26 protein-coding genes are annotated in these 26,688 nt (G+C 69.0%); 19 read left to right on the forward strand and 7 right to left on the reverse strand.

Going from position 1 to position 26,688, the window contains the following annotated elements; translation table 11 throughout:
• Nucleotides 1-15: 15 nt before the first annotated feature.
• On the reverse strand, nucleotides 16-1,020 hold the full coding sequence (locus FVO59_RS12595; RefSeq protein WP_182252941.1) for an isopenicillin N synthase family dioxygenase: 1,005 nt from the start codon (nucleotides 1,018-1,020) through the stop codon (nucleotides 16-18).
• Between the two features lie 154 nt (nucleotides 1,021-1,174).
• On the opposite strand from FVO59_RS12595, the gene efeU reads away from it, so the two are divergent.
• Genes efeU through efeB form a run of 3 tightly spaced genes read left to right on the forward strand, consistent with a single transcriptional unit; the run spans nucleotide 1,175 to nucleotide 4,632 of the window.
• Nucleotides 1,175-2,119 carry an iron uptake transporter permease EfeU gene (efeU, locus tag FVO59_RS12600; protein ID WP_182252942.1) on the forward strand — a complete coding sequence of 315 codons (945 nt, stop codon included), beginning with the start codon at nucleotides 1,175-1,177 and terminating at the stop codon, nucleotides 2,117-2,119.
• Nucleotides 2,116-3,348, forward strand: a complete 1,233-nt coding sequence (gene efeO / locus FVO59_RS12605; protein ID WP_182252943.1) for an iron uptake system protein EfeO — start codon at nucleotides 2,116-2,118, stop codon at nucleotides 3,346-3,348. The genes efeU and efeO overlap by 4 nt, the downstream gene beginning before the upstream one ends.
• A gap of 21 nt (nucleotides 3,349-3,369) precedes the next feature.
• Nucleotides 3,370-4,632: an iron uptake transporter deferrochelatase/peroxidase subunit gene (efeB, locus tag FVO59_RS12610; protein ID WP_182252944.1), complete on the forward strand. Its 1,263-nt coding sequence runs from the start codon at nucleotides 3,370-3,372 to the stop codon at nucleotides 4,630-4,632.
• A gap of 9 nt (nucleotides 4,633-4,641) precedes the next feature.
• On the opposite strand, the gene FVO59_RS12615 is transcribed toward efeB, so the two are convergent.
• Entirely contained in the window at nucleotides 4,642-5,775 is a 1,134-nt protein-coding gene (locus tag FVO59_RS12615) for an acyltransferase family protein (protein ID WP_182252945.1), read from the reverse strand.
• Nucleotides 5,776-5,910: 135 nt separating this feature from the next.
• Between FVO59_RS12615 and FVO59_RS12620 the strand changes: the two genes are divergently transcribed.
• Both FVO59_RS12620 and FVO59_RS12625 read left to right on the forward strand, forming a co-directional pair.
• On the forward strand, nucleotides 5,911-7,110 hold the full coding sequence (locus FVO59_RS12620; protein WP_182256806.1) for a CE1758 family FMN-dependent luciferase-like monooxygenase: 1,200 nt from the start codon (nucleotides 5,911-5,913) through the stop codon (nucleotides 7,108-7,110).
• A 1-nt stretch (nucleotide 7,111) separates the two neighbouring features.
• Nucleotides 7,112-7,789: an FMN reductase gene (locus tag FVO59_RS12625; protein ID WP_182252946.1), complete on the forward strand. Its 678-nt coding sequence runs from the start codon at nucleotides 7,112-7,114 to the stop codon at nucleotides 7,787-7,789.
• Between the two features lie 56 nt (nucleotides 7,790-7,845).
• Here the strand turns inward: FVO59_RS12625 and FVO59_RS12630 are convergent, their stop codons facing one another.
• Both FVO59_RS12630 and FVO59_RS12635 read right to left on the reverse strand, forming a co-directional pair.
• On the reverse strand, nucleotides 7,846-8,019 hold the full coding sequence (locus FVO59_RS12630; protein WP_182252947.1) for a DUF5302 domain-containing protein: 174 nt from the start codon (nucleotides 8,017-8,019) through the stop codon (nucleotides 7,846-7,848).
• Nucleotides 8,020-8,029: 10 nt separating this feature from the next.
• Entirely contained in the window at nucleotides 8,030-8,641 is a 612-nt protein-coding gene (locus FVO59_RS12635) for a DedA family protein (RefSeq protein ID WP_259363231.1), read from the reverse strand.
• A gap of 154 nt (nucleotides 8,642-8,795) precedes the next feature.
• Here FVO59_RS12635 and FVO59_RS12640 point away from each other — a divergent pair, with 154 nt between their 5' ends.
• The 6 genes from FVO59_RS12640 (at nucleotide 8,796) to FVO59_RS12665 (ending at nucleotide 16,433) form a co-directional block, all read left to right on the forward strand.
• Nucleotides 8,796-10,739: a GDSL-type esterase/lipase family protein gene (locus FVO59_RS12640; RefSeq protein WP_259363232.1), complete on the forward strand. Its 1,944-nt coding sequence runs from the start codon at nucleotides 8,796-8,798 to the stop codon at nucleotides 10,737-10,739.
• A 242-nt stretch (nucleotides 10,740-10,981) separates the two neighbouring features.
• Complete coding sequence (locus tag FVO59_RS12645) at nucleotides 10,982-13,249, forward strand: polyribonucleotide nucleotidyltransferase (RefSeq protein WP_182252948.1); 2,268 nt, start codon at nucleotides 10,982-10,984, stop codon at nucleotides 13,247-13,249.
• 207 nt (nucleotides 13,250-13,456) lie between these two features.
• On the forward strand, nucleotides 13,457-14,491 hold the full coding sequence (locus FVO59_RS12650) for an aldo/keto reductase (RefSeq protein ID WP_259363233.1): 1,035 nt from the start codon (nucleotides 13,457-13,459) through the stop codon (nucleotides 14,489-14,491).
• 103 nt (nucleotides 14,492-14,594) lie between these two features.
• Nucleotides 14,595-15,197: a histidine phosphatase family protein gene (locus FVO59_RS12655; RefSeq protein ID WP_182252949.1), complete on the forward strand. Its 603-nt coding sequence runs from the start codon at nucleotides 14,595-14,597 to the stop codon at nucleotides 15,195-15,197.
• Between the two features lie 49 nt (nucleotides 15,198-15,246).
• Entirely contained in the window at nucleotides 15,247-15,993 is a 747-nt protein-coding gene (gene dapB / locus FVO59_RS12660) for a 4-hydroxy-tetrahydrodipicolinate reductase (RefSeq protein ID WP_182252950.1), read from the forward strand.
• The gene (locus tag FVO59_RS12665) at nucleotides 15,990-16,433 is read left to right on the forward strand and encodes a hypothetical protein (protein WP_259363234.1); all 444 of its coding nucleotides are present in this window, start codon (nucleotides 15,990-15,992) and stop codon (nucleotides 16,431-16,433) included. The genes dapB and FVO59_RS12665 overlap by 4 nt, the downstream gene beginning before the upstream one ends.
• A gap of 13 nt (nucleotides 16,434-16,446) precedes the next feature.
• Here FVO59_RS12665 and FVO59_RS12670 read toward each other — a convergent pair whose 3' ends face one another.
• From FVO59_RS12670 to FVO59_RS12680, 3 genes are all read right to left on the reverse strand, one after another.
• The gene (locus FVO59_RS12670) at nucleotides 16,447-16,872 is read right to left on the reverse strand and encodes an OsmC family peroxiredoxin (protein ID WP_182252951.1); all 426 of its coding nucleotides are present in this window, start codon (nucleotides 16,870-16,872) and stop codon (nucleotides 16,447-16,449) included.
• A gap of 122 nt (nucleotides 16,873-16,994) precedes the next feature.
• Nucleotides 16,995-17,432 carry a DUF4395 domain-containing protein gene (locus FVO59_RS12675; protein ID WP_182252952.1) on the reverse strand — a complete coding sequence of 146 codons (438 nt, stop codon included), beginning with the start codon at nucleotides 17,430-17,432 and terminating at the stop codon, nucleotides 16,995-16,997.
• Nucleotides 17,429-17,854 (reverse strand): thioredoxin family protein, encoded by a 426-nt coding sequence (locus FVO59_RS12680; RefSeq protein ID WP_182252953.1) that lies wholly within the window; start codon nucleotides 17,852-17,854, stop codon nucleotides 17,429-17,431. The genes FVO59_RS12675 and FVO59_RS12680 overlap by 4 nt, the downstream gene beginning before the upstream one ends.
• Before the next feature lie 68 nt (nucleotides 17,855-17,922).
• Between FVO59_RS12680 and FVO59_RS12685 the strand changes: the two genes are divergently transcribed.
• From FVO59_RS12685 to FVO59_RS12720, 8 genes are all read left to right on the forward strand, one after another.
• The gene (locus tag FVO59_RS12685; protein ID WP_182252954.1) at nucleotides 17,923-18,732 is read left to right on the forward strand and encodes a thymidylate synthase; all 810 of its coding nucleotides are present in this window, start codon (nucleotides 17,923-17,925) and stop codon (nucleotides 18,730-18,732) included.
• The gene (locus FVO59_RS12690; protein ID WP_182252955.1) at nucleotides 18,729-19,205 is read left to right on the forward strand and encodes a dihydrofolate reductase; all 477 of its coding nucleotides are present in this window, start codon (nucleotides 18,729-18,731) and stop codon (nucleotides 19,203-19,205) included. The genes FVO59_RS12685 and FVO59_RS12690 overlap by 4 nt, the downstream gene beginning before the upstream one ends.
• Nucleotides 19,205-19,966: an SDR family NAD(P)-dependent oxidoreductase gene (locus tag FVO59_RS12695; RefSeq protein ID WP_182252956.1), complete on the forward strand. Its 762-nt coding sequence runs from the start codon at nucleotides 19,205-19,207 to the stop codon at nucleotides 19,964-19,966. The genes FVO59_RS12690 and FVO59_RS12695 overlap by 1 nt, the downstream gene beginning before the upstream one ends.
• A 43-nt stretch (nucleotides 19,967-20,009) precedes the next feature.
• Complete coding sequence (gene dapA / locus FVO59_RS12700; protein WP_182252957.1) at nucleotides 20,010-20,987, forward strand: 4-hydroxy-tetrahydrodipicolinate synthase; 978 nt, start codon at nucleotides 20,010-20,012, stop codon at nucleotides 20,985-20,987.
• A gap of 61 nt (nucleotides 20,988-21,048) precedes the next feature.
• Nucleotides 21,049-22,725 carry a ribonuclease J gene (locus FVO59_RS12705; RefSeq protein WP_182252958.1) on the forward strand — a complete coding sequence of 559 codons (1,677 nt, stop codon included), beginning with the start codon at nucleotides 21,049-21,051 and terminating at the stop codon, nucleotides 22,723-22,725.
• A 60-nt stretch (nucleotides 22,726-22,785) separates the two neighbouring features.
• Complete coding sequence (locus FVO59_RS12710; RefSeq protein ID WP_182252959.1) at nucleotides 22,786-25,548, forward strand: DNA translocase FtsK; 2,763 nt, start codon at nucleotides 22,786-22,788, stop codon at nucleotides 25,546-25,548.
• Nucleotides 25,548-26,123 carry a CDP-diacylglycerol--glycerol-3-phosphate 3-phosphatidyltransferase gene (gene pgsA / locus FVO59_RS12715; protein ID WP_182252960.1) on the forward strand — a complete coding sequence of 192 codons (576 nt, stop codon included), beginning with the start codon at nucleotides 25,548-25,550 and terminating at the stop codon, nucleotides 26,121-26,123. The genes FVO59_RS12710 and pgsA overlap by 1 nt, the downstream gene beginning before the upstream one ends.
• The gene (locus FVO59_RS12720) at nucleotides 26,120-26,602 is read left to right on the forward strand and encodes a CinA family protein (RefSeq protein ID WP_182252961.1); all 483 of its coding nucleotides are present in this window, start codon (nucleotides 26,120-26,122) and stop codon (nucleotides 26,600-26,602) included. The genes pgsA and FVO59_RS12720 overlap by 4 nt, the downstream gene beginning before the upstream one ends.
• Nucleotides 26,603-26,688 lie beyond the last annotated feature (86 nt).

Raw genomic sequence — 26,688 nt, forward strand, 5'->3', positions numbered from 1 at the left:
CTCGTCATGTCCGGGTCAGGCCGGCGCCCCCACGAGGTCGGCATGGTGGATAGCCGCGACGTCGGGGTGCGCACGCAGACGCGACTTCAGAGCGTTCTCGCCGTAGAGACTGTGGATCGGGTTCGACGGGTCCTGTGTGACGCCCCTGGCCTCGGCGGCGAGTTCAGCGGGAAGCTCGATCAGCGGGAGCTGGGTGTCGAGCGCGGGGTTGAAGAAGAACGGGATCGAGAGCCGGTCGTGCGGGGCGAGTGGCGACACGACACGGTGATTGGTGGCTCTCAGGTAGCCGTTGGTCGCGTATTCGAGCAGCTCGCCGATGTTGACCACGAAGGCGTCGTCGACGGGCGGTGCATCGACCCACTCGCCGTCGCGCTCGACCTGCAGGCCGCCGCGTCCCGGCTGGACCCAGAGCAGGGTGAGCACGCCGCTGTCCTTGTGCGCGCCGACGCCCTGCTGCGGGAGCGGGTCGTGCGTGCCGGGGTATCGGACGATCTTGATGAGCGTCGACGGCTCGCCGAAGTGGTCGTCGAAGTAGGACTCCTCCGCGCCGAGCGAGAGCGCCCAGGCCCGCAGCAGGCGCCGCGCCACGGCGGAGAGTGCGGCGTGCCATTCGGCGACCACCTCGCGCAGCTCGGGCTGCGCGTCTGGCCACAGGTTCGGGCCGATGAGGCGGTTGAACGCGGGACCGCCTTCTACGGCATCCCGCTCGGGGCCGATGTCGATCTGCTCGCGCCAGTCGACCTCGCCCTTGGTGCGCTCGCCGCCGATGCGGGTGTACCCGCGGAAGTGCGGACTCCTCACATTCTCGATCGCGAGCTTGTGCTCCTCCGGCAGCGCGAAGAACTGCCTGGCCGCGCGATGCAGGCGCTCGGTGAGCTCGGCCGAGACGCCGGTGCCGGTGAGGTAGAAGAAGCCCACGTCGCGCGTCGCAGCACGCAGGTCGGCGCAGAAGCGCGCGGCCTGCTCGGCTCCGGCGTCGAGCTGGGACAGGTCGAGGATCGGCAGGGTCAGGTCGGTCATGGGACGACGGTAGGCGAGCGCGCGCCGCAGTGGTGGAATGTTGCCTACTCTTACCGCGCATGGCCGGATGTGAGATGGCATCCGCGACGCGAGGTGCTAATCTTCTGAGGTAAGGCATCCCTTACTAACCCGTCAGTCGGAAAGCCGCCCACCTGTGCTCGCAGCCCTGCTCATCGGCCTCCGTGAAGGCCTCGAAGCGGCCCTCGTCGTCGGCATCCTCGTCGCGTACATCCGTCGCCTCGGTCGCGCCGACGTGCTCGGTCGCATGTGGGCCGGCATCACCCTGGCGGTGCTGCTCGCCCTCGGTATAGGCGCCGTCCTCACCTTCGGCGCCTACGCCCTCACCACCGAGGCGCAGGAGATCATCGGAGGCTCGCTCTCGCTCCTCGCCGTCGGCATGGTCACCTGGATGATCTTCTGGATGCAGAAGGCCGGGCGCACCATGAAGTCCAGTCTGCAGGGCGGCGTCGATCGCGCACTGGCCAACGGCGGCCTCTGGGCTCTGGTGGCCGTCGGCTTCGTCTCCGTCGCGCGCGAGGGCATCGAGACGACGCTGCTGCTGTGGTCGATGGTGCAGTCGTTCGGCGACACGCCCCAGGCCCTGCTCGGTGCGGTGATCGGTCTCGCCATCGCGGTGGTCGTCGGCTGGCTCCTCGCACGGGGGGCTGTGCGGCTCGACCTGCGCCGCTTCTTCCTGTGGACGGGTGGATTCCTCGTCGTCGTCGCCGCCGGCGTGCTCGCCTACGCGATCATGGACCTGCAGGAGGCGGCGGTGGTGCCCGGCCCCTTCACGGCCGCGGCCCCGGTCGACCCCGCGGGCACGGTGCTCACCGGCCTTGCCGGCTTTCCCTTCGGATGGGCCTTCGATGTCTCGTCCGTCGTCGAACCAGGCGAGTTCTTCGCGACCCTGCTCCAGGCCACGATCGGCTTCATGCCGCACATGACCTGGCTGCAGGTGATCGCATGGTCGCTCTACATCGCTGTCGTCGGCACCTTCTTCGTCCGCGGAGTGCTGAGCGCACGCGGCCCGCGCGCTCCGCGCGAGCCCGCGACGCGCCCACGCCCCGAACCCGTCCCTTCTGCATCTGGAGCAGCATGACCCTGATCGCCCGTTCCCTCGGCCTTCTCTCGGTGGGCACCGTCGCCGCCCTCGCCCTCAGCGGCTGCGTCGCCAAGCAGCCCGCCGACGCGGGCGCAGCCTTCGCCGTGTCGTCGACATCGGATGCGTGCACGGTCTCGGCAGACACCGCGCAGAGCGGCACGCTCACCTTCGACGTGAAGAACGCCGGCGACAAGGTGACCGAGTTCTACCTGCTGGCCGAGGACGGCCTGCGCATCGTGGGCGAGGTCGAGAACATCGCCCCTTCGGCGAGCCGCACCCTCACCGTGGTCGCCCAGCCCGGCGAGTACTTCACCGTCTGCAAGCCGGGGATGATCGGGGATGGCGTCGGACGGGCATCGTTCACGGTCACCGGCGAGAAGGTCGCGATCGACGGGCCCGACGCCGAGCAGAAGCAGCAGGCGGTCGACCTGTACGGGGCCTTCGTCAAGGACCAGGTGGGTGCGCTCGTGCCGGCCGTGGAGGAGTTCGTCGCCGCGTACATGGCCGGCGACGATGAGAAGGCGCGCCAGCTCTTCCCGCTGACGCGCGCCTTCTACGAGCGCATCGAGCCGGTGGCCGAGGCGCTCGGCGACCTCGACCCCCGGATCGACTACCGCGAGGTCGACGCCGTCGCAGAAGAGCTGGACTGGACGGGCTTCCACCGCATCGAGAAGGACCTCTGGGTTCCGGCGGAGGATGCCCTGAACGCCGACGGCGCGACGCCGGCCTGGCAGGACTGGTCGCCGTCGACGCCGGAGCAGCGCGGCGAGTTCGGCGACCTGCTCATCGCCGACGTGCAGGAGCTGTTCGACTACGTGCACTCGAAGGACTTCACCACCGCTCTCACCGACCAGGGCATCGCGGGCATCTCCAACGGGGCGGTCGCTCTGCTCGACGAAGTGGCCACCGGCAAGATCACCGGCGAGGAGGACTGGTGGTCGCACACCGACCTGTACGACTTCGCCGCCAACGTCGAGGGATCGAAGATGGCCTTCTCGCTCGTGCGCGACTACGTCGCGGGCAAGGGCGATGACGGCGCCGCTCTCGTCGAGGAGATCGAGGCGGGGTACGACGACCTGGACGCCGCGCTCGCCCAGCACGGGTCGCTGGAGGCCGGGTTCGTGCCGTTCACGGATGTCGACGACGCGCACAAGCGCGAGCTCATCGACCTGATCAACGCTCTCGCCGAGCCGCTCTCGCAGCTGACCGGCACGGCTCTCGCCTGACCCGCACGCAGGAGCACGCGCATGTCGGACCAGGAGCAGGAGGTGCCGCCCCCGCATCCCCGCCGAGGGCTGAGCCGGCGCGGGCTGCTCGCCCTCGCGACCAGTGGCGGAGCGGCCGCCGTGCTGCTCGCCGGAGGCACAGGACTGGCGATCGGCTCGACCCGACGTGACGAGGATTCCGCTCCGCACGACTTCTTCGGCGTGCACCAGGCCGGCATCACCACCCCGGTGCAGGAGCACCTGCACTTCGCGGCGTTCGACATGATGCCGCGCAGCAGTCGCGAGGATCTCGTCGAGCTGCTGCAGGACTGGACATATGCCGCGTCCCGGCTCACGCAGGGACTCGAGGTCAGTGCGACGGGAGCGGTCGGCGGCCCCGCGCAGTCACCGCCGGACGACACGGGTGAGGCGCTCGGGCTTCCGGCCAGTGCCCTCACGATCACTTTCGGGTTCGGCCCCAGGCTGTTCGAGAACGAGGACGGCGACCGCTACGGCATTCTCGATCGGCGCCCGCCGCAACTGCAGCCGCTGCCCGCATTCCTCGGCGACGACCTCGATCCCGGGCAGTCCGGCGGCGATCTGTGCATCCAGGTGTGCGCCGATGATCCGCAGGTGGCGGTGCATGCCGTGCGCAACCTCAGTCGCATCGCCTTCGGGCGGGCCAAGCTGCGCTGGTCTCAGCTCGGCTTCGGCAAGACCTCCCGCACCAGTGCGGCTCAGCAGACGCCGCGCAACCTGTTCGGCTTCAAAGACGGCACCGCCAACATCCTCTCCGACGACCACGAGGCACTGGATGCGCACGTCTGGGTCGGCGCGGGCGATCAGCCGGCGTGGATGAGGGGTGGGTCCTACCTCGTCGCACGCAAGATCGCGATGCTCATCGAGACCTGGGATCGGGTGCAGCTCGGCGAGCAGGAGACGATCATCGGTCGCGACAAGGGCGAGGGGGCGCCGCTGTCGGGCGGCACCGAGATGACACCGCCGAAGCTCGCCGGGCTCGACGCGCGCAGCCACGTGCGGCTGGCACATCCTGACGAGAACGGCGGCACACGCATCCTTCGCAGGGGATTCAACTACGTCGGCGGCAACAACGAGCTCGGTCGTCTCGATGCCGGGCTGTTCTTCCTCTCGTACCAGCGTGACCCCGCGCAGTTCGTGGCTCTGCAGAGGCGGCTCTCGGCCGACCTGCTGAACGAGTACATCCGGCATGTCGGCTCCGGAGTGTGGGCGATCCCGGCAGGCGTCTCGGAGGGATCGTTCGTGGGAGCCGACCTGTTCGCCTGACGCGCGGTGTCAGCGGTTTCGCCGCGAGCCGGTCGGATCGCTGCGGTGATCACCGCCGGAGGCGAGTTCGGCGTCACGGAACATCCACCGAGGACGCGGCTCGATCAGCGGACGGAAGAGGGTGCGCACGGGCGTGGAGGACAGCGCGAACGCGATGCCGATCGAGACGACGATGATGAGCGGAAGCCAGATCCAGGTCGGGTCGAGGCCGCGCAGCGCGCCGGATTCGCGGAACGGGTACAGCACGAAGGAGTGCAGCAGGTAGACGTACATCGTGTACTGCCCGAGTGTCGTCCACCGATGGGTACGACGGGGGAGCAGCGCGAAGAAGCAGGCGCTGAGCAGGACCGCGAGCGCGATCAGCCCGAGGCGGATGCCTCCTGCCCACCACTGCTCGCCGGCGAGGTCGGCGTACGAGTCGTCGTAGAACAGCCAGTGGCGCAGGTCGATCGCCTCCCAGACCTCGAGCCACCGCCAGCACGCGAGGCCCCAGGCGCCGAGGATCGCGATGGCGAGTGCGCGAACCCACCAGGGGCGGTAGTCGATGAGGTGCAGGCGGCGCACGACATCGCGCTCCCTGAGCCACCAGCCCAGAGTGAAGAAGAACATCAGACCCAGCGTGCGCGACAGCGAGAACGTGCTGTCGACGTTCGTCATGTAGCCGACGCCGATCGAGATCACGAGAGCCCAGGCCAGCGGCCAGCGCAGCAGCGCGAGATACGGGAGCACGAGGCGGAAGATGCCGAGAGCGAGCAGGAACCACAGCGTCCACGACGGCTGCGTGAGGTTCGGGTCTGCGCGGCCCTCGACCAGCCACTTGGTGAGACTCCACAGCCCCTCGAAGATCACGTAGGGCACGAGTATGTCGGTGATCACGCGTGCCATCTGCCGCCTGGTCGGGCTGCCCGCCTTCGAGAAGTAGCCGGAGATGATGGCGAACGCGGGCATGTGGAACGCATACACCCACAGGTAGAAGGCGTAGGAGACGTCCGAGTCGTAGATCAGCCGCTGGGTGCCGTGACCGACGACGACCAGCACGATGCACGCGAATCGGGCGTTGTCCCAGAAGGGGACCCGCCGACGGGGCCTTCCGACGGTGCCGGTCGAGGCGGTCACGGGCGGATGCTGCTCGGCACTGCTCATGCGTCGAGGCTAGCGGCTGCGGATATGCGGGAATACTGTTGCGGCTCACGCGTTCCAACAAGTACATTCAAGTGAATAGAACGGAAGCCCACGGGCATCCGGAGCGGAGAGAGAACAGTGAACGAGCAGAGCGCCATGCAGTTCGGCATCATGTCCGTCAGCGACATCACGCAGGACCCGACGACCGGCATCACGCCGAGTGAGGCCGAGCGCATCAAGGCGACCGCCACGATCGCCACGCACGCCGAAGAGGTCGGTCTCGACGTCTTCGCCATCGGCGAGCACCACAACCCGCCGTTCTGGTCGTCGAGCCCGACCACCTTCCTCGCGCACGTCGCCGCTCACACCGAGCGGCTCATCGTGTCCACCTCCACGACGCTCATCACGACCAACGACCCCGTGCGCATCGCCGAGGAGTACGCGATGCTGCAGCACGTCTCCGACGGGCGCATGGATCTCATGCTCGGCCGCGGCAACACCGGGCCGGTGTACCCCTGGTTCGGCAAGGACATCCGCCAGGGCCTGCCGCTGGCCATCGAGAACTACGCGCTGCTGCGCAAGCTGTGGGACGAGGACGTCGTCGACTGGGAGGGCAAGTTCCGCACCTCCCTGCAGGGCTTCACCGCGACGCCCCGCCCGCTCGACGGCGTCGCGCCCTTCGTCTGGCACGGATCCATCCGCACCCCTGAGATCGCCGAACAGGCCGCCTACTACGGCGACGGCTTCTTCGCGAACAACATCTTCTGGCCCAAGGAGCATTATCAGCGCCTGATCGAGCTGTACCGTCAGCGGTTCGCGCACTACGGCCACGGCACTCCGGAGCAGGCCATCGTCGGCATCGGCGGCCAGGTGTTCATGGCGGCCAACTCGCAGGACGCCGTCACGCAGTTCCGACCGTACTTCGACAACGCGCCCGTCTACGGGCACGGCCCCAGCATGGAGGACTTCGCCGAGATGACGCCGCTGACCGTCGGGTCGCCGCAGCAGGTCATCGACCGCTACGCGTCGATGCGCGACACCTTCGGCGACTTCCAGCGCCAGCTCTTCCTGATCGACCACGCCGGTCTGCCGCTGAAGACCGTCCTCGAGCAGCTCGACATCCTGGGCGGAGAGGTGGTTCCCGTGCTGCGCCGAGAGCTCGCGCAGAACCGACCGGAGACGGTTCCGGATGCCCCGACCCACGCCGCGCGCGTGAAGGCGGTCTACGGCGACGGACCGAGCAGGCAGGCGCGTCCCTCCGCCAACCGCGGGGACAACCTGACCGCCGGCTCGCCCTATCAGGACGCACCGGCTCCCGCCGGCGCGGCGTTCGGCCTCGGCCGCAAGGGAGCATGAGATGAGCGAGCGCCGTATCGCCGTCATCTCCGCCGGCCTGTCCAATCCTTCCTCCACCCGCATGCTGGCCGACCGCCTCGCAGCCGAGACCGCCAAAGCGCTGCGCGAGCGCGACATCGACGTGCAGGTCGACGTGATCGAGCTGCGCGATCTCGCGCACGACATCACGAACAATCTGCTCACCGGATTCGCGCCGTCGCCTCTGGAGGAGGCGATCAACCGGGTGGTCTCCGCAGACGCGCTGATCGCGGTCACGCCGATCTTCTCGACGAGCTACTCGGGTCTGTTCAAGTCGTTCATCGACGTGCTGGACCCGGATGCCCTCACAGGCAAGCCGGTCCTGATCGGGGCCAACGCCGGCACGGCACGTCACTCGCTCGCGGTCGACTACGCGATCCGTCCGCTGTTCACCTACCTGCACGCCGAGCCCGTCTCGACCGGTGTGTTCGCGGCATCCAGCGACTGGGGCGCGACCGCCGACGACGTCGCACCCCTGAGCGCCCGCGTCGAGCGCGGTGCGAAGGAACTGGCGGAGGCGATCGCCCGTCGTGAGCCGGTCTCGGATGCCGACCCGTTCGATCCGGACACCTACCTCGGCAAGGGGAAGTCCTTCGGGCATCTCCTCGGCGGTCTCGCGGGGAGTGACCTGGGCGGCGCACCTCTCTCGATGGCGCCATGATCGATGCGACGACGTGAGAGGCGGGAACCGGAAGACCGGTTCCCGCCTCTTCGCGGTCAGCCGCTCTTGCGGCGGAACTCGCGCTTCATCTGCGGCGCGGGCGTGGCGTGCACGGCCGAATCGCCGTCCAGATGCGCCTCGCCGCCCCGGTTCTTCGCGTTCTTCTTCTCGAGCGCTTCCTTGAACTTGCGCTTCATCTCCTCGGAGGAGACTGCCTTGTCTTCGCTCATGCCCGCCAGCCTAGCCGCTGCGCTCGGCGGAGCGTGAGGAGCGGCTGCGCCGCGTCGTGAGCGCATCGATCAGCATCCCGAGCCCGATCGCCACCGCGATCGACACGACGACCGCCGCCAGCGGCCCGCCGGGCACGATCTGCGCGACGACCGCACCGATCGCCGCCTGATACGAGGCCCAGCCCGCAGCGGCCACAGCGGCGAGGCCGAGGTAGCGACCCGTCCTTACCCGCGACGCCCCGGCGACGAGATTGACCGCCAGACGCGCGAACGGCACGAACCGTGCGCTGAAGAGCACGGTCGCCGTCCCCGTCCCCAGCCGCCGTCGCGCCCAGTCGAAGGCCGTCTGCACGCGGGATGTGCGCATCCACCCCCAGCGCTCCGTTCCCACGGCGCGTCCGATCATGTAACAGCACACATCACCGCACCACGCGGCCGCAGACGCGAGCACGACCACGACCGCGAGCGAGGGCGCCCCCTGCGATGCCGCCGCCGCGCCCATCGCCGTCACGGCGATCTCGCCTGGCACGACGACGAGGAAGGCGTCGCCGAACACCAGGACGGTCATCGCCAGAAGGCCCCACGGGCCGGTGAGCATCTCGAGCAGGGTGTCCGGTGTCACCGTCGAAGTCTCGCCGTCTGCGGTGAACGGCAACCATCCGGCGGATGGCCGGTGACGGGCATCCGTGCATCGGGTGAACTCTTGCCGCCGGAGCCCGGACAGGCGCTCCGGCCGTGCTCCACCCCGCCATCCTGGCCAGGTGAGAGTCGCGATCGTGACCGAGTCCTTCCTTCCGCACATGAACGGCGTCACCGGATCCGTGCTGCAGATCCTTCGACACCTCGAACGCTCAGGGCACCAGGCGCACGTGATCGCACCCGCCGCGCCTGATGCGCCGATGCGCTCCGGCGCCGCGCGCGTGGAGACCGTCGCCTCGGTGCCGTTGCCCGGCTATCGCAACGTGCGGGTGGGCGTCGCGTCCACGCGGGAGGTGCGTCTGGCGCTGCGTCGTTTCAGGCCGGATGTCGTGCACCTGGCGTCCCCGTTCGCCTTGGGGTGGCGGGGTGCGCTCGCCGCGGAGAGCCTCGACCTGCCCGTCGTCGCCGCGTACCAGACCGATGTGGCGGCCTACGCCGCGCGGTACGGGGTCGCGATGACGACCGCGCTCGCCGAGCAGCACCTCATCCGGCTGCACCGTCGCGCCACGCTCACCCTCGCTCCGTCGAAGGAGTCCGAGGATCAGCTCGCCCGCCTCGGCATCGATCGACTGCGCCGCTGGGGGAGGGGAGTGGATGCCGAGCTCTTCCACCCCGCCGCCCGCGACGAGAACTGGGAGCATCGCCGACCCGGCGAAGTGATCGTGGGGTATGTCGGCCGGCTCGCTCCCGAGAAGCAGGTCGAGGATCTGCGCGCGCTCAACGGGATGCCGGGGGTGCGGCTCGTCGTCGTCGGCGACGGGCCATCGCGAACGCGACTCGAGTCGGTGCTGCCAGATGCCGTCTTCCTCGGGCATCTGTCGGGCGCCGAACTCGCCTGCGCCATGGCGTCCTTCGACATCTTCGTGCATCCGGGTGAGAGCGAGACGTTCGGCCAGACGCTGCAGGAGGCGCACGCCAGCGGCGTTCCCGTGATCGCCACAGGGCGGGGAGGGCCACTCGACCTGGTGCGGATGGGCGTCGACGGCTGGCTGTACAGGCCGGGCGACCTCGACGACCTGCGCATGCGCGTGCAGGACCTCGCAGGCGACACCCGCAAGCGGCAGGCCTTCGGACGAGCGGGGCGAGATGCCGTGGCGCGGCGGTCCTGGGCCGCTGTGTGCGACCAGCTGCTCGCCCATTACGGCGAAGCCGCCGAGCTGCACTCGCTCGACGGCGCGCTGCGGGCGCGGCGTGCGCGACGCCCCGAGCCGGCTCCGCCCGTGCGCGGCCGACGCTGGAGTCGCTACATCGCCCTCGGCGACTCCCTCACCGAGGGCCTGTGCGATCGAACCGCCGACGGCACCGAACGGGGATGGGCGGACCGTCTCGCGCTGCTGCTGGCCGCGCGCGGCGGAATCCGCTACGCCAACCTCGCCGTGCGCTCGCGTCGCGTCGCCGATGTGTGCGGGCCGCAGCTCGAACGTGCCCTCGAGTTGGAACCCGACCTCGTATCGGTCTTCGTCGGGGCAAACGACCTCGTGCTGATCCGCGCCGACGTCGACGCCCTCGCGGCAAGGCTCGAAGTGGCAGTCGAACGTCTGCGCGCGAGCGGCGCGGATGTGGTGCTGATCACGCCGTTCCTGCCCCGCCGCGCGGCGTCTGCCGTCTACGCACGTCGCTTCGCGGCGTTCGCGTCTGCACTCGCCGCCGTGGCGGATCGCACGGGCGCGATCCTCGTCGACGCCGACCGTCATCCCGGACTCGGCGCGCGGGCCAACTGGGCGGAGGACCTCGTGCACCTCTCCAGCCGGGGGCACCGTCTGCTCGCGTACATAGTGGGCGAGCGTCTCGGCGTGCCGCATGCCGAGGCGCTGGGAGAGCTGGATGCCGCCCTGCATGAGCACGAGCGGATCACCCGTGGCCTGTGGTGGCGCAGGCATGCGCTGCCGTGGATCTGGCGTCGCTTGCGAGGGCGCACGGCGGGGGACGGCCGCGTGGCCAAGCACGACGACTATGTGGTCCTCGACCGCAACGGCGTGCCGGAGAGCATCAGCCGGGCCGACCGCAGACACGCCGGCTGATAGGATCTACGGTGGTGCAGTCTGCGCCGCACAACTGAACACGGTACGGAGCGGTCGGCTGAGAAGCTGGTCCCCTGTGGTGGGTTCCTCGTCGCGCACGGCGCCGGGTGATCTTCTACTGGTGGCCAGCGCAGGCGAGATTCGCGGGATGCCCGCGCGCTTATATCTGTCCGCATCCGCTCCTTCGCGACAACTCGCGCGCCACACGGGCGCGCGAGCCTAAACAAAGAAGGAGAGACCTCTTGGAAGGTCCTGAAATCACCGCCACCGAGGCCGTTCTCGACAACGGCCGCTTCGGCACCCGCACCGTCCGCTTCGAGACCGGACGCCTCGCCCAGCAGGCTCAGGGCTCGGTCGCGGCCTACCTCGACGACGAGACCATGCTCCTGTCGGCCACCAGCGCGAGCAAGCACCCGCGCGAGGGCTTCGACTTCTTCCCGCTGACGGTGGACGTCGAGGAGCGCTCGTACGCCGCAGGCAAGATCCCCGGCTCGTTCTTCCGCCGCGAGGGCCGTCCCTCGACCGAGGCCATCCTCGTGTGCCGTCTGATCGACCGTCCGCTGCGCCCGTCCTTCGTCGACGGTCTGCGCAACGAGGTCCAGATCGTCATCACCGTGCTGTCGATCGCCCCCGGCGAGTACTACGACGCGCTCGCGATCAACGCGGCCTCGGCCTCGACCCAGATCTCGGGTCTGCCGTTCTCCGGACCGATCGCCGGTGTGCGCCTCGCGTTCATCCCCGGTCACGGCGAGCACGCAGACCAGTGGGTCGCGTTCCCGAACGTGGAGCAGGTCGAGCAGGCCGTGTTCGACCTCGTCGTCGCCGGTCGCGTCGTGACCAAGGCCGATGGCACCGAGGACGTCGCGATCATGATGGTCGAGGCCGAGGCGACCGAGGGAAGCTGGAACCTGATCAAGGCCGGCGCCACCAAGCCCAACGAGGACGTCGTCGCCGAGGGCCTCGAGGCTGCGAAGCCGTTCATCGCCCAGCTCGTCAAGGCTCAGGCCGAGCTCGCGGCGACGGCATCGAAGGAGCCGGGCGTGTACCCGGTCTTCCTGCCCTACAGCGATGAGACCTTCGCCTTCGTCAAGGAGCGTGCGCACGCCGAGCTCGTCGACGTGTACCAGATCGCCGACAAGCAGGAGCGGCAGAACGCCGACGACGCGATCAAGGACCGCGTCAAGGCCGAGCTGATCGAGGCCACCGAGGCCGGCACCCTGCCCGCAGCGGCACCGCTCGAGTTCTCCGCCGCCTACAAGTCGGTCACCAAGGCGATCGTCCGCGGCCGCATCCTGACTGACGGTGTGCGCATCGACGGTCGCGGTCTCGCCGACATCCGGCCGCTCGACGCGGAGGTGCAGGTCATCCCGCGCGTGCACGGCTCGGCGATCTTCCAGCGCGGAGAGACCCAGATCATGGGCGTCACCACGCTGAACATGCTCAAGATGGAGCAGCAGATCGACTCGCTGTCGCCCACCACGAGCAAGCGCTACATGCACCACTACAACTTCCCGCCCTACTCGACCGGTGAGACCGGCCGTGTCGGGTCGCCGAAGCGTCGCGAGATCGGGCACGGCTTCCTCGCCGAGCGCGCCCTCGTGCCGGTGCTGCCCACCCGCGAGGAGTTCCCCTACGCGATCCGTCAGGTGTCGGAGGCCCTCGGGTCCAACGGCTCCACCTCGATGGGCTCCGTCTGCGCCTCGACCCTCTCGCTGCTGAACGCCGGCGTGCCGCTGCGCGCACCGGTCGCGGGCATCGCGATGGGTCTGGTGTCCGACGAGGTCGACGGCGAGACCCGCTACGCGGCGCTGACCGACATCCTCGGCGCCGAGGACGCGCTGGGCGACATGGACTTCAAGGTCGCCGGCACCAGCGAGTTCGTCACCGCGATCCAGCTCGACACCAAGCTCGACGGCATCCCGTCGTCGGTGCTCGCAGGAGCCCTGACCCAGGCGCGCGACGCGCGTCTGACGATCCTCAACGTGCTGAACGCCGCGATCGACGCCCCCGACGAGATGGCGCCGACCGCGCCGCGCGTCATCAGCGTGCAGATCCCGGTCGACAAGATCGGCGAGCTGATCGGCCCGAAGGGCAAGACGATCAACGCGATCCAGGACGAGACCGGCGCTCAGATCTCCATCGAGGAGGACGGCACCGTCTACATCGGCGCGACCGACGGCCCCTCGGCCGAGGCCGCCCGCGCCCAGGTGAACGCGATCGCCAACCCCACCAACCCGGAGGTCGGCGAGCAGTTCCTCGGCACCGTCGTGAAGATCGCCACCTTCGGCGCCTTCGTGTCGCTGCTGCCCGGTAAGGACGGCCTCCTGCACGTCACCGAGGTGCGCAAGCTCGCCGGCGGCAAGCGCGTCGAGAACGTCGACGACGTCCTCTCGGTCGGTCAGAAGCTGCTCGTGCGCATCACCAAGATCGACGACCGCGGCAAGCTGTCGCTCGAGCCGGTCATCGACGACGCGCCCGCCGAGGGCGCGGCGGAGACCGTCGAGGCGTGAGCCCGATCGGATGCCGATGACGGGCATCCGTGAGTGAAAGACCCGGGATCGCGTGCCCATGGCCGCGATTCCGGGTCTTTTCGTATCCGATGTGATCGAACCGTTACGAGAACATGACCCCTCGTGCTCCTGTCGTGACCGGAAGCGCCCCTGCGCTCGCCTACCCTCGAAGTACGCACGGGGGTGCGGAGCTACGGGGGTGGCGATGTGAAGCTCTTCGGCACAGGGACAGCCGGCACGGCGGGCGCGCCGTCGAGCACTGCGCCCGGACTCGATGCGCATCCATCCGCCCCGATCCCCGTGATCGGACCCGGCGTGGGGGAGGGAATCCGCGTTCCCCTCGGCGAGACGGGCCACTCTGTCTTCCCGCTCATGCTCGGCGCCGCGGAGTTCGGCTGGAGCATCGACCAGCACACCAGCAGCGGCATCCTCGATCGCTACGTCGAGTTCGGTGGCAACGCCGTGCACACCGCCGACGGATTCTCCGGCGGGCGCAGCGAGCACATCATCGGTCAGTGGCTGCGAGCACGTCGCATCCGCGACAGCATCACTCTGAGCGTGCGTGTCGGCTCGCACGCCGACAACCCCGGCCTCGGATCGGTGAACCTCGTCCGCGCCGTCGAGGGCTCGCTGACGCGCCTGGGTGTCGACTGCCTCGACGTGCTGTACCTCGACGCGTCCCTGGACGACAGCTCCGTGCTGGAGGACACCCTGGCGACCGTGGAATGGCTGCGAGAGGCCGGGAAGATCCACTCGGTGGGGGCGTTCCGCTTCGCCCCCGAGCGGCTCGTAGAGGCGCGCATCCTGGCATCCGCCGGGTACCCCCGCATCGAGGTGGTCGACGAACCCTACAACCTCGTGCGACGTCAGGGCCTCGAAGGCGATCTGCGCCTCGTGGCGGCGGCCCAGAACCTCGCGGTGACGCCGTCCCATGCGCTTGAGCACGGGTTCCTGTCGGGACAGCACCGTCGCAGGTCCGCGGTCACCGGTGTGCGCGGCGAGCAGATGAAGGGCAACCTGAACCGCAGGGGCATCCGCGTGCTGCGGGTGCTCGACCGGATCGCTGACGAGCTCTCTGTGCCGGTCGCCGCCGTGTCGATCGCCTGGCTTCTCGCGCAGCGCACGGTGGTCGCTCCCATCGTGAACGCGTTCGCGCCGCAGCACGTCGAAGAGCTCATGCAGGGAGCGGGCGTCTCGCTGCTGCGCTCTCAGGTGGCCGAGCTCACCCGGGCCGGCGACTGAGCGCACAGTCCGTGCCGAATGCGTCATGCCTCGTCGCCGTGTCCGCGCCGTGACCTAAGCTGGAGATGCCCCTCCGAGTCGGCGGGGCTGAAGCGAGCGGGCAGTGACGCACTACATCTATCTGGTCAGACACGGCGAACATCAGGATGCCGAGCACGGCGTCGATGACGGACCCCTCTCGCCCCGAGGTCAGCGCCAGGCCGAGCTGATCGCAGACCGGCTCTCGGGACTGCCGCTGGACGCCGTCTGGCATTCGCCCCTGCTGCGCGCGGCTGAGACCGCCCGCAGCGTCGCGGCACGGCTGCCGTCCGTCGACCCGGTGCCCTCGGCTCTGCTCTTCGACTGCGTGCCCAGCGGCATGAGCGAGGACGTGCCCTCGGTGTACGAGCCGTTCTTCGGATCGGTGAGCGACGCCGAGATCGAGGCGGGCTCGGCTCAGATGGCAGACGCGGTCGGCGAGTTCCTCCGTCGGCGCAACGGCGACGTGCACGAGGTGCTCATCACCCACAACTTCGTGATCTCGTGGTTCGTGCGCGAGGTGCTGGGCGCTCCCGACTGGCGTTGGATGACGCTGAATCAGGCGCATTGCGGACTCACGGTGATCGCGCAGAAGCAGGGGCGTCCGTGGACGCTGCTGAGCCACAACGACCTCGGGCATCTGCCGATGGAGCTGCGTACAGGACTGCCCGAAGGCGCGCTCATCTGACCGCGACACGACGGCCGAGCCGCAGCGCATGCGAATCTAGACTGGAGTCATGACGACACAGGTCGCCCTCGTCGGCGGTACAGGCTCACTCGGACGCATCATCCATTCGGTGATCGACCAGCTCGACGGCTTCGAGGTGCGCTCGGTGCTCGGCTCGGCGAACGACCTCTCCGAGATCGACGGCGCAGACCTGGTCGTCGACGCCTCGACCCCCGCAGTGAGCATCGAGGTCGTGCGTGCAGCTGTCGAACGCGGCATCAACGTGCTCGTCGGCACCTCCGGGTGGTCGCAGGAGCGCATCGCTGTGATGCGTCCGCTGGTCGAGGTCGCCGGAACCGGGGCGGTCTTCATCCCCAACTTCTCGCTCGGCTCGGCACTGGGCTCTGCCCTCGCCGCCGCGGCGGCACCCTTCTTCCCCTCCGCCGAGATCATCGAAGCGCATCACGATCGAAAGATCGACTCGCCGAGCGGAACCGCAGTGCGCACGGCCGAGCTCATGGTCGCCGCACGCGATGCACAGGGGCCGTTCCAGGCTCCGCATGCCGATCAGCGCGCCCGCGGACAGCAGGTGTCCGGCGTCCCGGTGCACTCGCTGCGTCGTCCGGGAGTGATCGCGAAGCAGGAGGCCATCCTGTCAGGACCAGGGGAGTCGCTGACGATCGTGCACGACACCGTCGACTCGGCGGCAGCGTATGCGCCCGGCATCAGGCTCGCCGTGCCGTTCGCCCGCGACGCGCGCGGGGTGGTCGTCGGCCTTGAGAACCTCGTCGACATCGGCATCCGGGCCCGATCGTGACCTCGCGCATCGGCGTCGCGGTGATGGGGGCGGCGCTGCTGCTGTACGTGATCATCGCAGGCTGGCTCGCGGTGATGTTCCTGAGGGTCGGCACCCCGATCTCGACAGGGATGGCCGTCGCGCTGATCGTGATCGCGCCGATCGGCGCGTGGGCGCTGGTGAGGGAGCTCAGCTTCGGCTTCGCGGCGGACCGGCTCGGCAGGAGGCTCGACTCCGAGGGCGGGATGCCCGAGGCGCCCGATCAGCTGACTCCGAGCGGCCGGCTGCTGAACGACGACATCGACCCACTCATCGCGCACTACGGTGCGGCGGTCGAGGCCGGGCCCGAGGACTGGCGGGCGCGCTACCGGCTGGGTGTGGTGCAGGATGCCGCCGGACGGCGGAAGGATGCCAGGGCCAGCATCCGCGAGGCGATCAGACTCTCACGCACCCGGCCCTGACATCCGGGTGACGTCAGGCGAGGCTGGCTTCGAGGGTGATCTCGATGCCGGCGAGGGCCTGCGACACGGGGCAGCCGGTCTTGGCGCCCTCGGCGATCTCCTGGAACTTCTCGGGGGTGAGCCCCGGAACGGTCGCGTTGACGTTCAGGTGGCTGCCGGTGATGCCGGTGCCCGGCTTGAAGGTGACGGAGGCCGAGGTGTTCACCCGCTCCGGCGGGGTGCCGTTCTCGGCCAGCGCGTGCGACAGAGCCATGCTGAAGCACGATGCGTGCGCCGCCGCGATGAGCTCCTCAGGCGTGGTGGTCGTGTCGGATCCCTCGCTGCGCGCCTTCCAGTCGATGGGGAAGGTGCCGAGGTTCGAGCTCGAGAAGGCGACGGTGCCCGAGCCCTCCATCAGGGATCCGGTCCAGGTGGTTGCGGCTTCGCTGGTGACGGTCATTGTTCCTCCGGGGATCGCTCGTCGCATGGCGCCGCGGGATCGCGTCGCGTGGCAAGCCTATCCAGGCCGGGGCCGTGCCGGAACCGGTTCGAGCGGCCGGATCAGACGGCGGTGTCTTCGCGTCAGACCAGGCCGGCGCGCTGCAGCAGCAGATACATCTGGCAGCCGAGGCAGAAGCCGAAGGCGGCGTTCAGGAACGCCGCGACGAAGGCGGCGGCTGCGGCGATGGGAAGTGCGAGCGGAACGCCGGCGAGATGCAGCACGAGCCCGATCCCGATGACGACCAGACCCACTCCCTGTGCGAAGCGCGGAGGGCGTGGATCCTCCAGCTCGCCGGGTGGTGAGAGTCTGGGGCGCACGACCGTGCGGAACAGCACCGCCCATGGCGATGTCGTCGGCGACACCACTCCCCAGACGAACAGAGCCGCCGCGATCACGGCCAGCACGACGGCGGCCGGGCTCGCGGTCAGGCCGAGGACGGTCGTGACGATGAGCAGCAGAGAGGTTATCCACGCGGCGAATCGCGGGCCTCTGGGGTCGATTCCGGTGGGCGCGGTCATGCGGTCTCCTGCCGTGCGGGCAGCTCGTCAAGAGCGGCGGCGATCTCGTCGCGGCGGGGCACGCCGACGAAGCGCGCGACGATCCTGGCATCCGCGTCGACGAGCAGGGTGGTGGGCGTGCTGAGGACATGGTTCTCGGCAGCCAGGTCGGCACGATGGGTCAGATCGACGTCGTGCACGTCGATCGCTCCGCGCTCCGAGGCCACGGCGTGCAGCATCCGGCGCACCTGCGGGCAGCGGGAGCAGGTCTCGGTGCTGAACAGGACGAGCGCGGAGCGGCCGCGCAGCAGGCCGAGACGCGAGATGTCGACGCTGCCCGTCGCGCGACGACGCCGGCCGTCGCCGAGCCGCCACACGACTCCGACGACGACCGTCGCGACGAGCAGTGCGCCCACCGTGATCAGAGCGGTCGTGAGAGGCATGGATCGAGGCTACGCGGAAAGGCGCCGCCACCGCCGAGTGTGACACAGGGTGACGTATCGTTGCTGGCATGAGTGCAGCCGTGCCCACGCCCTACGAAGACCTGCTCCGCGATGTGCTGGAATCCGGCACGCACAAGGACGACCGCACCGGCACGGGCACGACGAGCGTCTTCGGCCGGCAGATCCGCTTCGACCTCGCACAGGGCTTCCCCCTGATCACGACCAAGCGGGTGCACTTCAAGTCGATCGCGTACGAGCTGCTGTGGTTCCTGCGCGGTGATTCGAACGTGCGCTGGCTGCAGGAGAACGGCGTCACGATCTGGGACGAATGGGCGGATGCGTCGGGCGACCTCGGCCCGGTGTACGGCGTGCAGTGGCGCTCGTGGCCGACGCCGGACGGCGGGCACATCGACCAGCTGTCGCAGGTTATCGAGCAGATCAGGGCGACTCCCGACTCGCGCCGCCTCATCGTGTCGGCATGGAACCCCGCTGACATCCCCGACATGGCGCTGGCGCCCTGCCATGCGATGTTCCAGTTCTACGTCGCCGACGGAAGGCTCTCCTGCCAGCTGTATCAGCGCAGCGCCGACCTGTTCCTCGGCGTGCCCTTCAACATCGCGTCGTATGCGCTGCTCACGATGATGGTCGCGCAGCAGACGGGGCTCGAGCCGGGTGACTTCGTCTGGACGGGCGGCGACTGCCACATCTACGACAATCACCTGGAGCAGGTGCGCGAACAGCTCACCCGAGAGCCGTACCCGTACCCGACCCTGACCCTCGCCCGCACCCCGGAGTCGATCCTCGACTACCGCTACGACGACTTCGTCGTGGAGGGATACCAGCACCACCCGGCGATCCGCGCGGCGGTGGCCGTATGACCTGGGCGGGGCTGGTCTGGGCCCAGGCGAAGAACGGCGTGATCGGCGCCGGAGGAGGGATGCCCTGGCATGTGCCGGAGGACCTCGCGCACTTCAAGGCGGTCACCCTCGGGGCGCCGGTCATCATGGGACGGCGCACGTGGGATTCACTGCCGGAGCGGTTCCGCCCGCTTCCCGACCGTGAGAACATCGTCGTCACCCGCAGCCAGGACTGGAGTGCCGAAGGCGCCAGGCGTGCGGCGAGCGTCGAAGAGGCCGTCCGCGGGCAGGAGCGGGTGTGGGTCATCGGGGGAGCGGAGATCTTCCGGCAGGTGATCGGCGACGCCGATCGGCTCGAGGTGACAGAGTTGGACATCGAGGTCGACGGCGACGCATACGCTCCGCCGGTCGACGGCTGGCGTCTGGTCGATGAGGGGGAGTGGAGGACTTCCCGCACGGGCATCCGCTACCGCTTCCTCGGGTACGAGCGCTGATGCCGACCGCACTCATCACCGGTGCCAGCGCAGGACTGGGCGCGGAGTTCGCGCGCCAGCTCGCCGCGCGACAGGCCGACCTCGTGCTGGTGGCCCGCGGCGCCGACGCCCTCGACGAGCTGGCACGGCGGCTGCGGAACGAGCACGGAGTGCACGTCGAGGTGCTCACCGCCGACCTCGCCGACGAAGGCGACGTGCGGCGGGTCGCCGAGCGCATCGCGGATGCCGCCGCTCCGATAGATCTGCTCGTGAACAACGCCGGGTTCGGCCTGCCGCTGCAGTTCGCCGACAACGACATCGACGACGAGGTCCGCCACCTCCGCGTGCACGTGGAGGCGTCGATGCGGCTCATGCACACCGCCATCCGGGTCATGCGCGCCCGCGGCGGCCGGATCATCAACGTGGCCTCCGTCGCCGGGTTCATCTCCCGCTCCACCTACTCGGCCTGCAAGTCCTGGCTGATCGGGTTCAGCCGCTGGGCGAACGCCGAGTACGGCAGGGACGGCGTCAGCGTGACGGCGCTCTGCCCCGGCTTCACGCACACGAGCTTCCACGAGCGGATGGGGCTCGCGCCAGGGGAGGAGGGGGTGCCTTCGTTCCTGTGGCTCGATGCGCCGCGAGTCGTTCGCGCCGGGCTCCGGGATGCCTCGCTCGGTCGCCCCGTGTCCATCCCCTCGCTGCGGTACAAGGCCATCGTCGCCCTCTCCCGGGTGCTGCCCAGCGGCCTCACCTCCGGCGTCGCCCGGCGCGGGCGCGTCTGACGCACGGTGCCGGTGCGCAGCCTCGAAACGCTACGCTGAGAGGATGACGCACGTGGAAAATCCCTTCGGCCAGGTTCTCGTCGCACTGGTGACGCCGATGACCGCCGACGGCGAGGTCGACTGGCCCGCAACCGAACGGCACATGGATCGCGTCATCAGCGATGGCGCCGACGGCATCGTCGTCACGGGCACCACGGGTGAGACCTCCACCCTCACCGACGACGAGAAGATCCGCCTCGTCGAGGTCGGCAAGGATGTCTCCGCCGGCCGGGCCAAGATCATCACCGGCGGCGGATCCAATGAGACCGCCCACGCGATCGAGCTGTACAAGGCCAGCGAGAAGGCCGGCGCAGACGGCATCATGATCGTGACGCCGTACTACAACAAGCCGACCCAGGCCGGCATCCTGACGCACTTCCGGCTGGTCGCCGACGCGACCGACCTCCCGGTCATCCTCTACGACATCCCCGGCCGCACCGGGGTGCCCATCAAGTACGAGACGATCCTGCGCCTGGCGAAGCACCCGAACATCCTCGCCGTGAAGGACGCCAAGGGCGACTTCAGCGAGGTCAGCCGCGTTCTCAACCAGACCGACCTGATGTACTTCTCGGGCGACGACGCCAACGTCCTGCCGCACCTTTCGATCGGGGCCACCGGGCTGATCGGCGTGACCGCCAACATCACCTCGGCGCCGTACCGCACCATCGTCGACGCGGTGAACCGCGGCGACCTGGCGACCGCCACCGCAGAGCACAAGCGCCTCGAGCCGCTCGTGCGGGCGGCCATGACCCACGTGCCCGGAACGGTCGCGGCGAAGTACATCCTGCACGGACTCGGGCGGATCAGCAGCCCGCGCGTGCGCCTGCCGCTGGTCGGCCCGGAGGAGTGGGAGGCCGCCCTCATCGAGGACGAGCTCGCGCTCGTCTCCGATGTCGCCGGCGCCGACTTCTCGAACTTCCGTCCCGACCGCAACGCGGCCGCGGGCGGCGCACTGCCCAAGGTGCACGGCACCACACGATGAGCGCGTCCTCGCGCTGAAGAACGAAACGACCGGGCACCACGTGCCCGCTTGAGGAGACTGAATGTCCTTCCCCCTCGCCGAACCCGAACCGCTCGCACCCGGAACGCTGCGGGTCACCCCGCTGGGCGGTCTGGGCGAGGTCGGTCGCAACATGACCACCTTCGAGTACGAGGGAAAGATCCTCATCGTCGACTGCGGCGTGCTCTTCCCCGAGGAGCACCAGCCCGGCGTCGACCTGATCCTGCCGGACTTCGAGCCCATCAAGCACCGCCTCGACGACGTGGTCGGCGTCGTGCTCACCCACGGCCACGAGGACCACATCGGCGCCGTGCCCTACCTGCTGCGGCTGAAGCAGGACATCCCCCTCATCGGATCCGGGCTCACTCTCGCGCTCGTCGAGGCGAAGCTCAAAGAGCACCGCATCAAGCCGTTCACCCTCACCGTCACCGAGGGGCAGCGCGAGAACGTCGGGCCGTTCGACCTCGAGTTCGTCGCGGTCAACCACTCGATCCCCGACGCTCTGGCCGTCGCCATCCGCACCCCTGCGGGGCTCGCGCTGGCTACAGGCGACTTCAAGATGGACCAGCTGCCGCTCGACGGCCGCATCACCGACCTCCGCGCCTTCGCCCGTCTGGGCGAGGAGGGCGTCGACCTGTTCCTCGTCGACTCGACCAACGCCGACGTGCCGGGGTTCACACCCACTGAGCGCTCGATCGGCCCGGTGCTCGAACAGGTCATCGGCAAAGCGAGCCGACGTGTGATCGTCGCGAGCTTCTCCAGCCATGTGCACCGCGTGCAGCAGGTGATCGACGCCGCCCACGCGCACGGTCGCCGCGTAGCGTTCCTCGGTCGCAGCATGGTGCGCAACATGACCATCGCCGAGCAGCTGGGGTACCTCAAGGTCCCGGCGAACGTGCTGATCGACTACAAGAAGGCCCGCGATCTGCCCGACGACAGGATCGTCTACATGTCGACGGGCTCGCAGGGCGAGCCGATGGCCGTGCTCAGCCGCATGGCGAACCTCGACCACGCGATCGAACCCGGCGAGGGCGACACCGTCATCCTCGCCTCGAGCCTCATCCCCGGCAACGAGAACGCGGTCTACCGCGTGATCGACGGGCTGACCAAGCTCGGGGCGAACGTCGTGCACAAGGCCAACGCGCAGGTGCACGTGTCCGGTCACGCCGCAGCCGGCGAGCTCATCTACTGCTACAACATCCTCAAGCCGAGGAACGTGCTCCCGGTGCACGGCGAGTACCGTCATCTCATCGCGAACGCGAAGCTGGCCCAGGCCACCGGCATCCCCGAGGAGCGCACGATCGTCGGCGGCAACGGCACGATCATCGACCTGCGCGACGGCGAGGCCAGGGTCGCCGGTCAGCTCGACATCGGCTTCGTGTACGTCGACGGCTCGACCGTCGGCGGCATCACGGATGCGGATCTGAAGGACCGAAGGATCCTCGGCGAGGAGGGCTTCGTATCGGTCATCGTCGTCGTCGACTCCTCGACGGGGCGGATCATCTCCGGCCCCGAGATCCATGCGCGCGGCGTCGCCGAGGACGACTCGGTATTCGACGACATCACGCCGAAGATCGTCGCGGCCCTCGAGGAGGCCGCACGAAACGGCGTGCGCGACAATCACGCGCTCTCGCAGATCATCCGTCGCACGATCGGCCGCTGGGTCAACCAGAAGCTGCGCCGCCGCCCGATGATCGTGCCGCTCGTCATCGAGGCCTGATACCGCGCAAAGCCGCGTCATTGCGGGCCGTTGTCCGCCGCCGGCCGTACCGTGGAACACATGGCCAGGAGCACCACCAAGTCCGAGCGCGCGTCCGAGAGCGCGAACTCGCCGCGCCCGAAGCGGCAGACGACCGCTCGATCGAGCGCGAAAGCCGCTCCGGCCCCGAAGAAGTACATCGACGAGGCCGAGCGGACCCCGCTCGGCGTGCGCATGTGGCTGGGCCTGGCGCACGGCGTCGGCGGGCTCTTCCGGGCATTCGGACCCGAGAACCTCGAGAAGGACCAGCGCCGAGACGGCTTTCCGCTGCTGCTCGTGCTGTTCGCGATCATCGGCGGCGTGGTCGAGTGGTTCTTCATCGGTGATGCCATCGCCCAGAACATCAGCGCCTTCACCTGGGGACTCCTGGTCGGACGCGTCGCATTCGTGCTCCCCGTCCTCCTGCTCCTGCTCGCGGGATGGCTGTTCCGCCATCCGTCCTCCGTGCATGACAACGGCCGGATCGGGATCGGATTCGGGCTCTTCGTGCTCTCGCTCGCCGGCATCCTGCACGTGGCATCCGGCACGGCAGGCGCGACGGGTGCGATCGTGCGACCCCAGCCGCGGGACGGCATGCCCGACCTCAGCGCCGCAGGCGGACTGTTCGGGTGGATGCTCGGTGAGCCGCTGGCCTACCTCACCCCGGTCGTCGCGTACATCGTCCTCGCGCTGCTGAGCGTGCTCAGCATCCTGATCCTCACCAAGACGCCCCCGAACCGCATCGGCGAGCGACTCGGCGACCTGTACGCCTGGATGTTCGGCGCCGAGCGCCCGATGCGCGCCGTCGCCGCCGAGTCCGGGCCCGAGGACGACGACGAGAAGGACGATGCGCTGCCGTGGTGGCGCCGCAACAAGAGCGGCCGCGAGGAGACGCCGGACGACGGGGTCGACTCGCAGGCGATCACCGCGCTGTTCGATGAGCCTGCCCAGAAGACGGCGTACGACCAGGCGGTCATCGTCGACGACGAGCCCGCCCATCACGACGCGGCAGACGCGGCGACGGAGGTGCTCTCCGACGTCAGCGCCCTGACCGGACTGCTCGGCGAGCAGAACACCACAGCGCTGCTGGACGACGCGGGCTCGACGGGCGAGCTGCCCGGTCTCGACGGCTTCGGCACCGATGGCCCGGGGGAGAGGGGCATGCAGGCCCCCGCCGCTCCCTACGTGCTGCCCTCCACCGCCGTGCTGAAGTCGGGACCTCCGCCGGTCGTGCGCTCGGATGCCACCGATCGCACGATCGAGCAGATCACCAGCGTGCTCGAGCAGTTCAAGGTCGATGCGAAGGTCACCGGCTTCTCGCGCGGACCGACTGTCACGCAGTACGAGGTCGAGGTCGGTCATGGCGTCAAGGTCGAGAAGATCCTGCAGCTGAGCAACAACTTCGCGTACGCGGTCGCGTCGAACGATGTGCGCATCCTCTCTCCGATTCCAGGCAAGAGCGCGATCGGCATCGAGATCCCCAACGTCGACAAGGAGACGGTGGCCCTCGGCGATGTCCTGCGCTCGACCGCCGCGCAGAAGAGCACCCACCCTCTGACGATCGGCGTCGGCAAGGACGTCGGCGGCAACATCGTCGTCGCGAACCTCGCCAAGATGCCCCACCTGCTCGTCGCCGGCTCCACGGGCTCCGGCAAGTCCAGCTTCGTGAACTCGATGATCACCAGCCTGCTCATGCGCGCCCGTCCGGCCGATGTGCGCATGGTGCTGATCGACCCCAAGCGCGTCGAGCTGACCAGCTATGCGGGCGTCCCGCATCTGATCACGCCCATCATCACGAACCCGAAGAAGGCGGCCGAGGCGCTGCAGTGGGTCGTGAAGGAGATGGACATGCGGTACGACGACCTCGCGTCGTTCGGATACCGCCACATCGACGACTTCAACAAGGCCGTCCGTGCCGGCGAGGTGCAGGTGCCTCCCGGCAGCGAGAGGGTGCTCAAGCCATACCCGTATCTGCTGGTCGTGGTCGATGAGCTCGCCGATCTGATGATGGTCGCCCCGCGTGACGTCGAGGATTCGATCGTGCGCATCACGCAGCTGGCACGCGCCTCTGGCATCCATCTTGTGCTGGCCACACAGCGGCCGAGCGTCGATGTCGTCACCGGTCTGATCAAGGCCAACGTGCCGTCGCGCCTCGCCTTCGCCGTGACGAGCGTCACCGACAGCCGCGTCATCCTCGACGCGCCGGGGGCCGACAAGCTGATCGGTCAGGGTGACGCGCTCTTCTCGCCGATGGGCTCCTCGAAGCCGTTCCGTCTCCAGGGCGCGTGGGTCGATGAGAGCGAGATCTCCGCGGTCGTCAAGCACGTCACACAGCAGGCGCGTCCGGAGTACCGCCCCGACGTGCAGGAATCGGCGGAGGCCCGCAAGAAGGAGGTCGACGAGGACATCGGAGACGACCTCGAGCTTCTGCTCGCGGCGGCGGAGCTGATCGTGTCGTCGCAGTTCGGCTCGACCTCGATGCTCCAGCGCAAGCTCCGGGTCGGCTTCGCCAAGGCGGGGCGCCTGATGGACCTGCTCGAATCGCGCGAGATCGTCGGCCCGTCGGAGGGATCGAAGGCGCGCGACGTGCTGGTGACCTCCGAGCAGCTGCCCGGTGTGCTGGCGAAGCTGCGCGGCGAGGACGCGCCGGCGGCAGCGCCGAGTGCGGCAGCGGCTCCAGGCCCCGCTGCCCAGGCCGACCACTACGGACAGGATCCCGTCGCCCAGCAATTCGAGGGGCTGCCCGTGGTCGAGAGCGATGACGACGGGGATGAGGACGCCTGGGGCCTCACGGGGCGCGACTGATGGCGATCCCACGGCAGTTGCCCAACGCCATCACCGTCGCGCGCATTCCGCTCGCGGTGGTCTTCTTCGTGCTCCTGCTCGTTGCGGGAACCTTCGGTGCTGATGACATCGTGATGCGCTGGGTGGCCGCGGGACTGTTCGTGCTGGCCATCTCCACCGACTGGGTCGACGGCTACCTGGCACGCAGGTACGACATCGTCAGCGACTTCGGAAAGCTGTGGGATCCGATCGCCGACAAGCTGCTCACCGGCGCCGGCTTCCTGGGGCTCGCCATCCTGGGCGAGGTGCCGTGGTGGATCGTCGTGGTCATCCTCGTGCGGGAATGGGCCATCACGATCCATCGCTTCACGCTCGTGCACGAGCACGTGGTCGCCGCGGCCTGGATGGGCAAGATCAAGACCGTCGTGCAGGGAGTCGCGCTGAGCTGGGCTCTTCTGCCGCTGCATGGCGTTGTCGGGCAGACCACCTGGGTCGTGGTCACTCAGGTGCTGATGATCCTCGCGCTCGTGCTCACCGTGGCGAGTGGCATCGACTACGTGGTCGCGCAGGTGCGCGGCCGCCGCAGGGCAGGATGACCGACGCATCGACGCTGGTCGACGCGCTTCGCGAGCGCGGCTGGACTCTGGGCGTCGCCGAGTCGCTGACCGGCGGAGCGGTGGCCGCGGAGATCGTCTCGGTACCCGGCGCATCGGCCGTGCTGCTCGGTGGCGTCGTGGCGTACGCGACGCCGGTGAAGCAGACGCTGCTTGGCGTCGACGAGGCGCTTCTCGCCGCGCACGGACCGGTGCACCCCGAGGTCGCGGCGCAGATGGCGGAGGGCGTACGGCGCGCCGTCGCCGTCGCGGGCCGTCCGGCCGACGTCGGCATCGCGACGACGGGGATCGCAGGTCCGGATTCACCCGACGGCCAGCCGGTCGGCACCGTGCACATCGGGATCGTCACACCGCGCGGCGTGCGCAGCATCCCGCACCTGTTCGCCGGTACGCGGTCTCAGGTGCGGCTCCAGGCCAGGGATGCAGCCATCTCGGCAGCGCTCGAGGCGATACGGGAATAGCTGCGCGTCCGCCGTCGTTTTCGATTATGTGGCAGATCGCTCACTCACAACTGAAGCACAGCGAGAAACAGTAGATTCAACGACAC

This window comes from Microbacterium esteraromaticum (genome assembly GCF_014084045.1).
Classification (GTDB): domain Bacteria; phylum Actinomycetota; class Actinomycetes; order Actinomycetales; family Microbacteriaceae; genus Microbacterium; species Microbacterium esteraromaticum_D.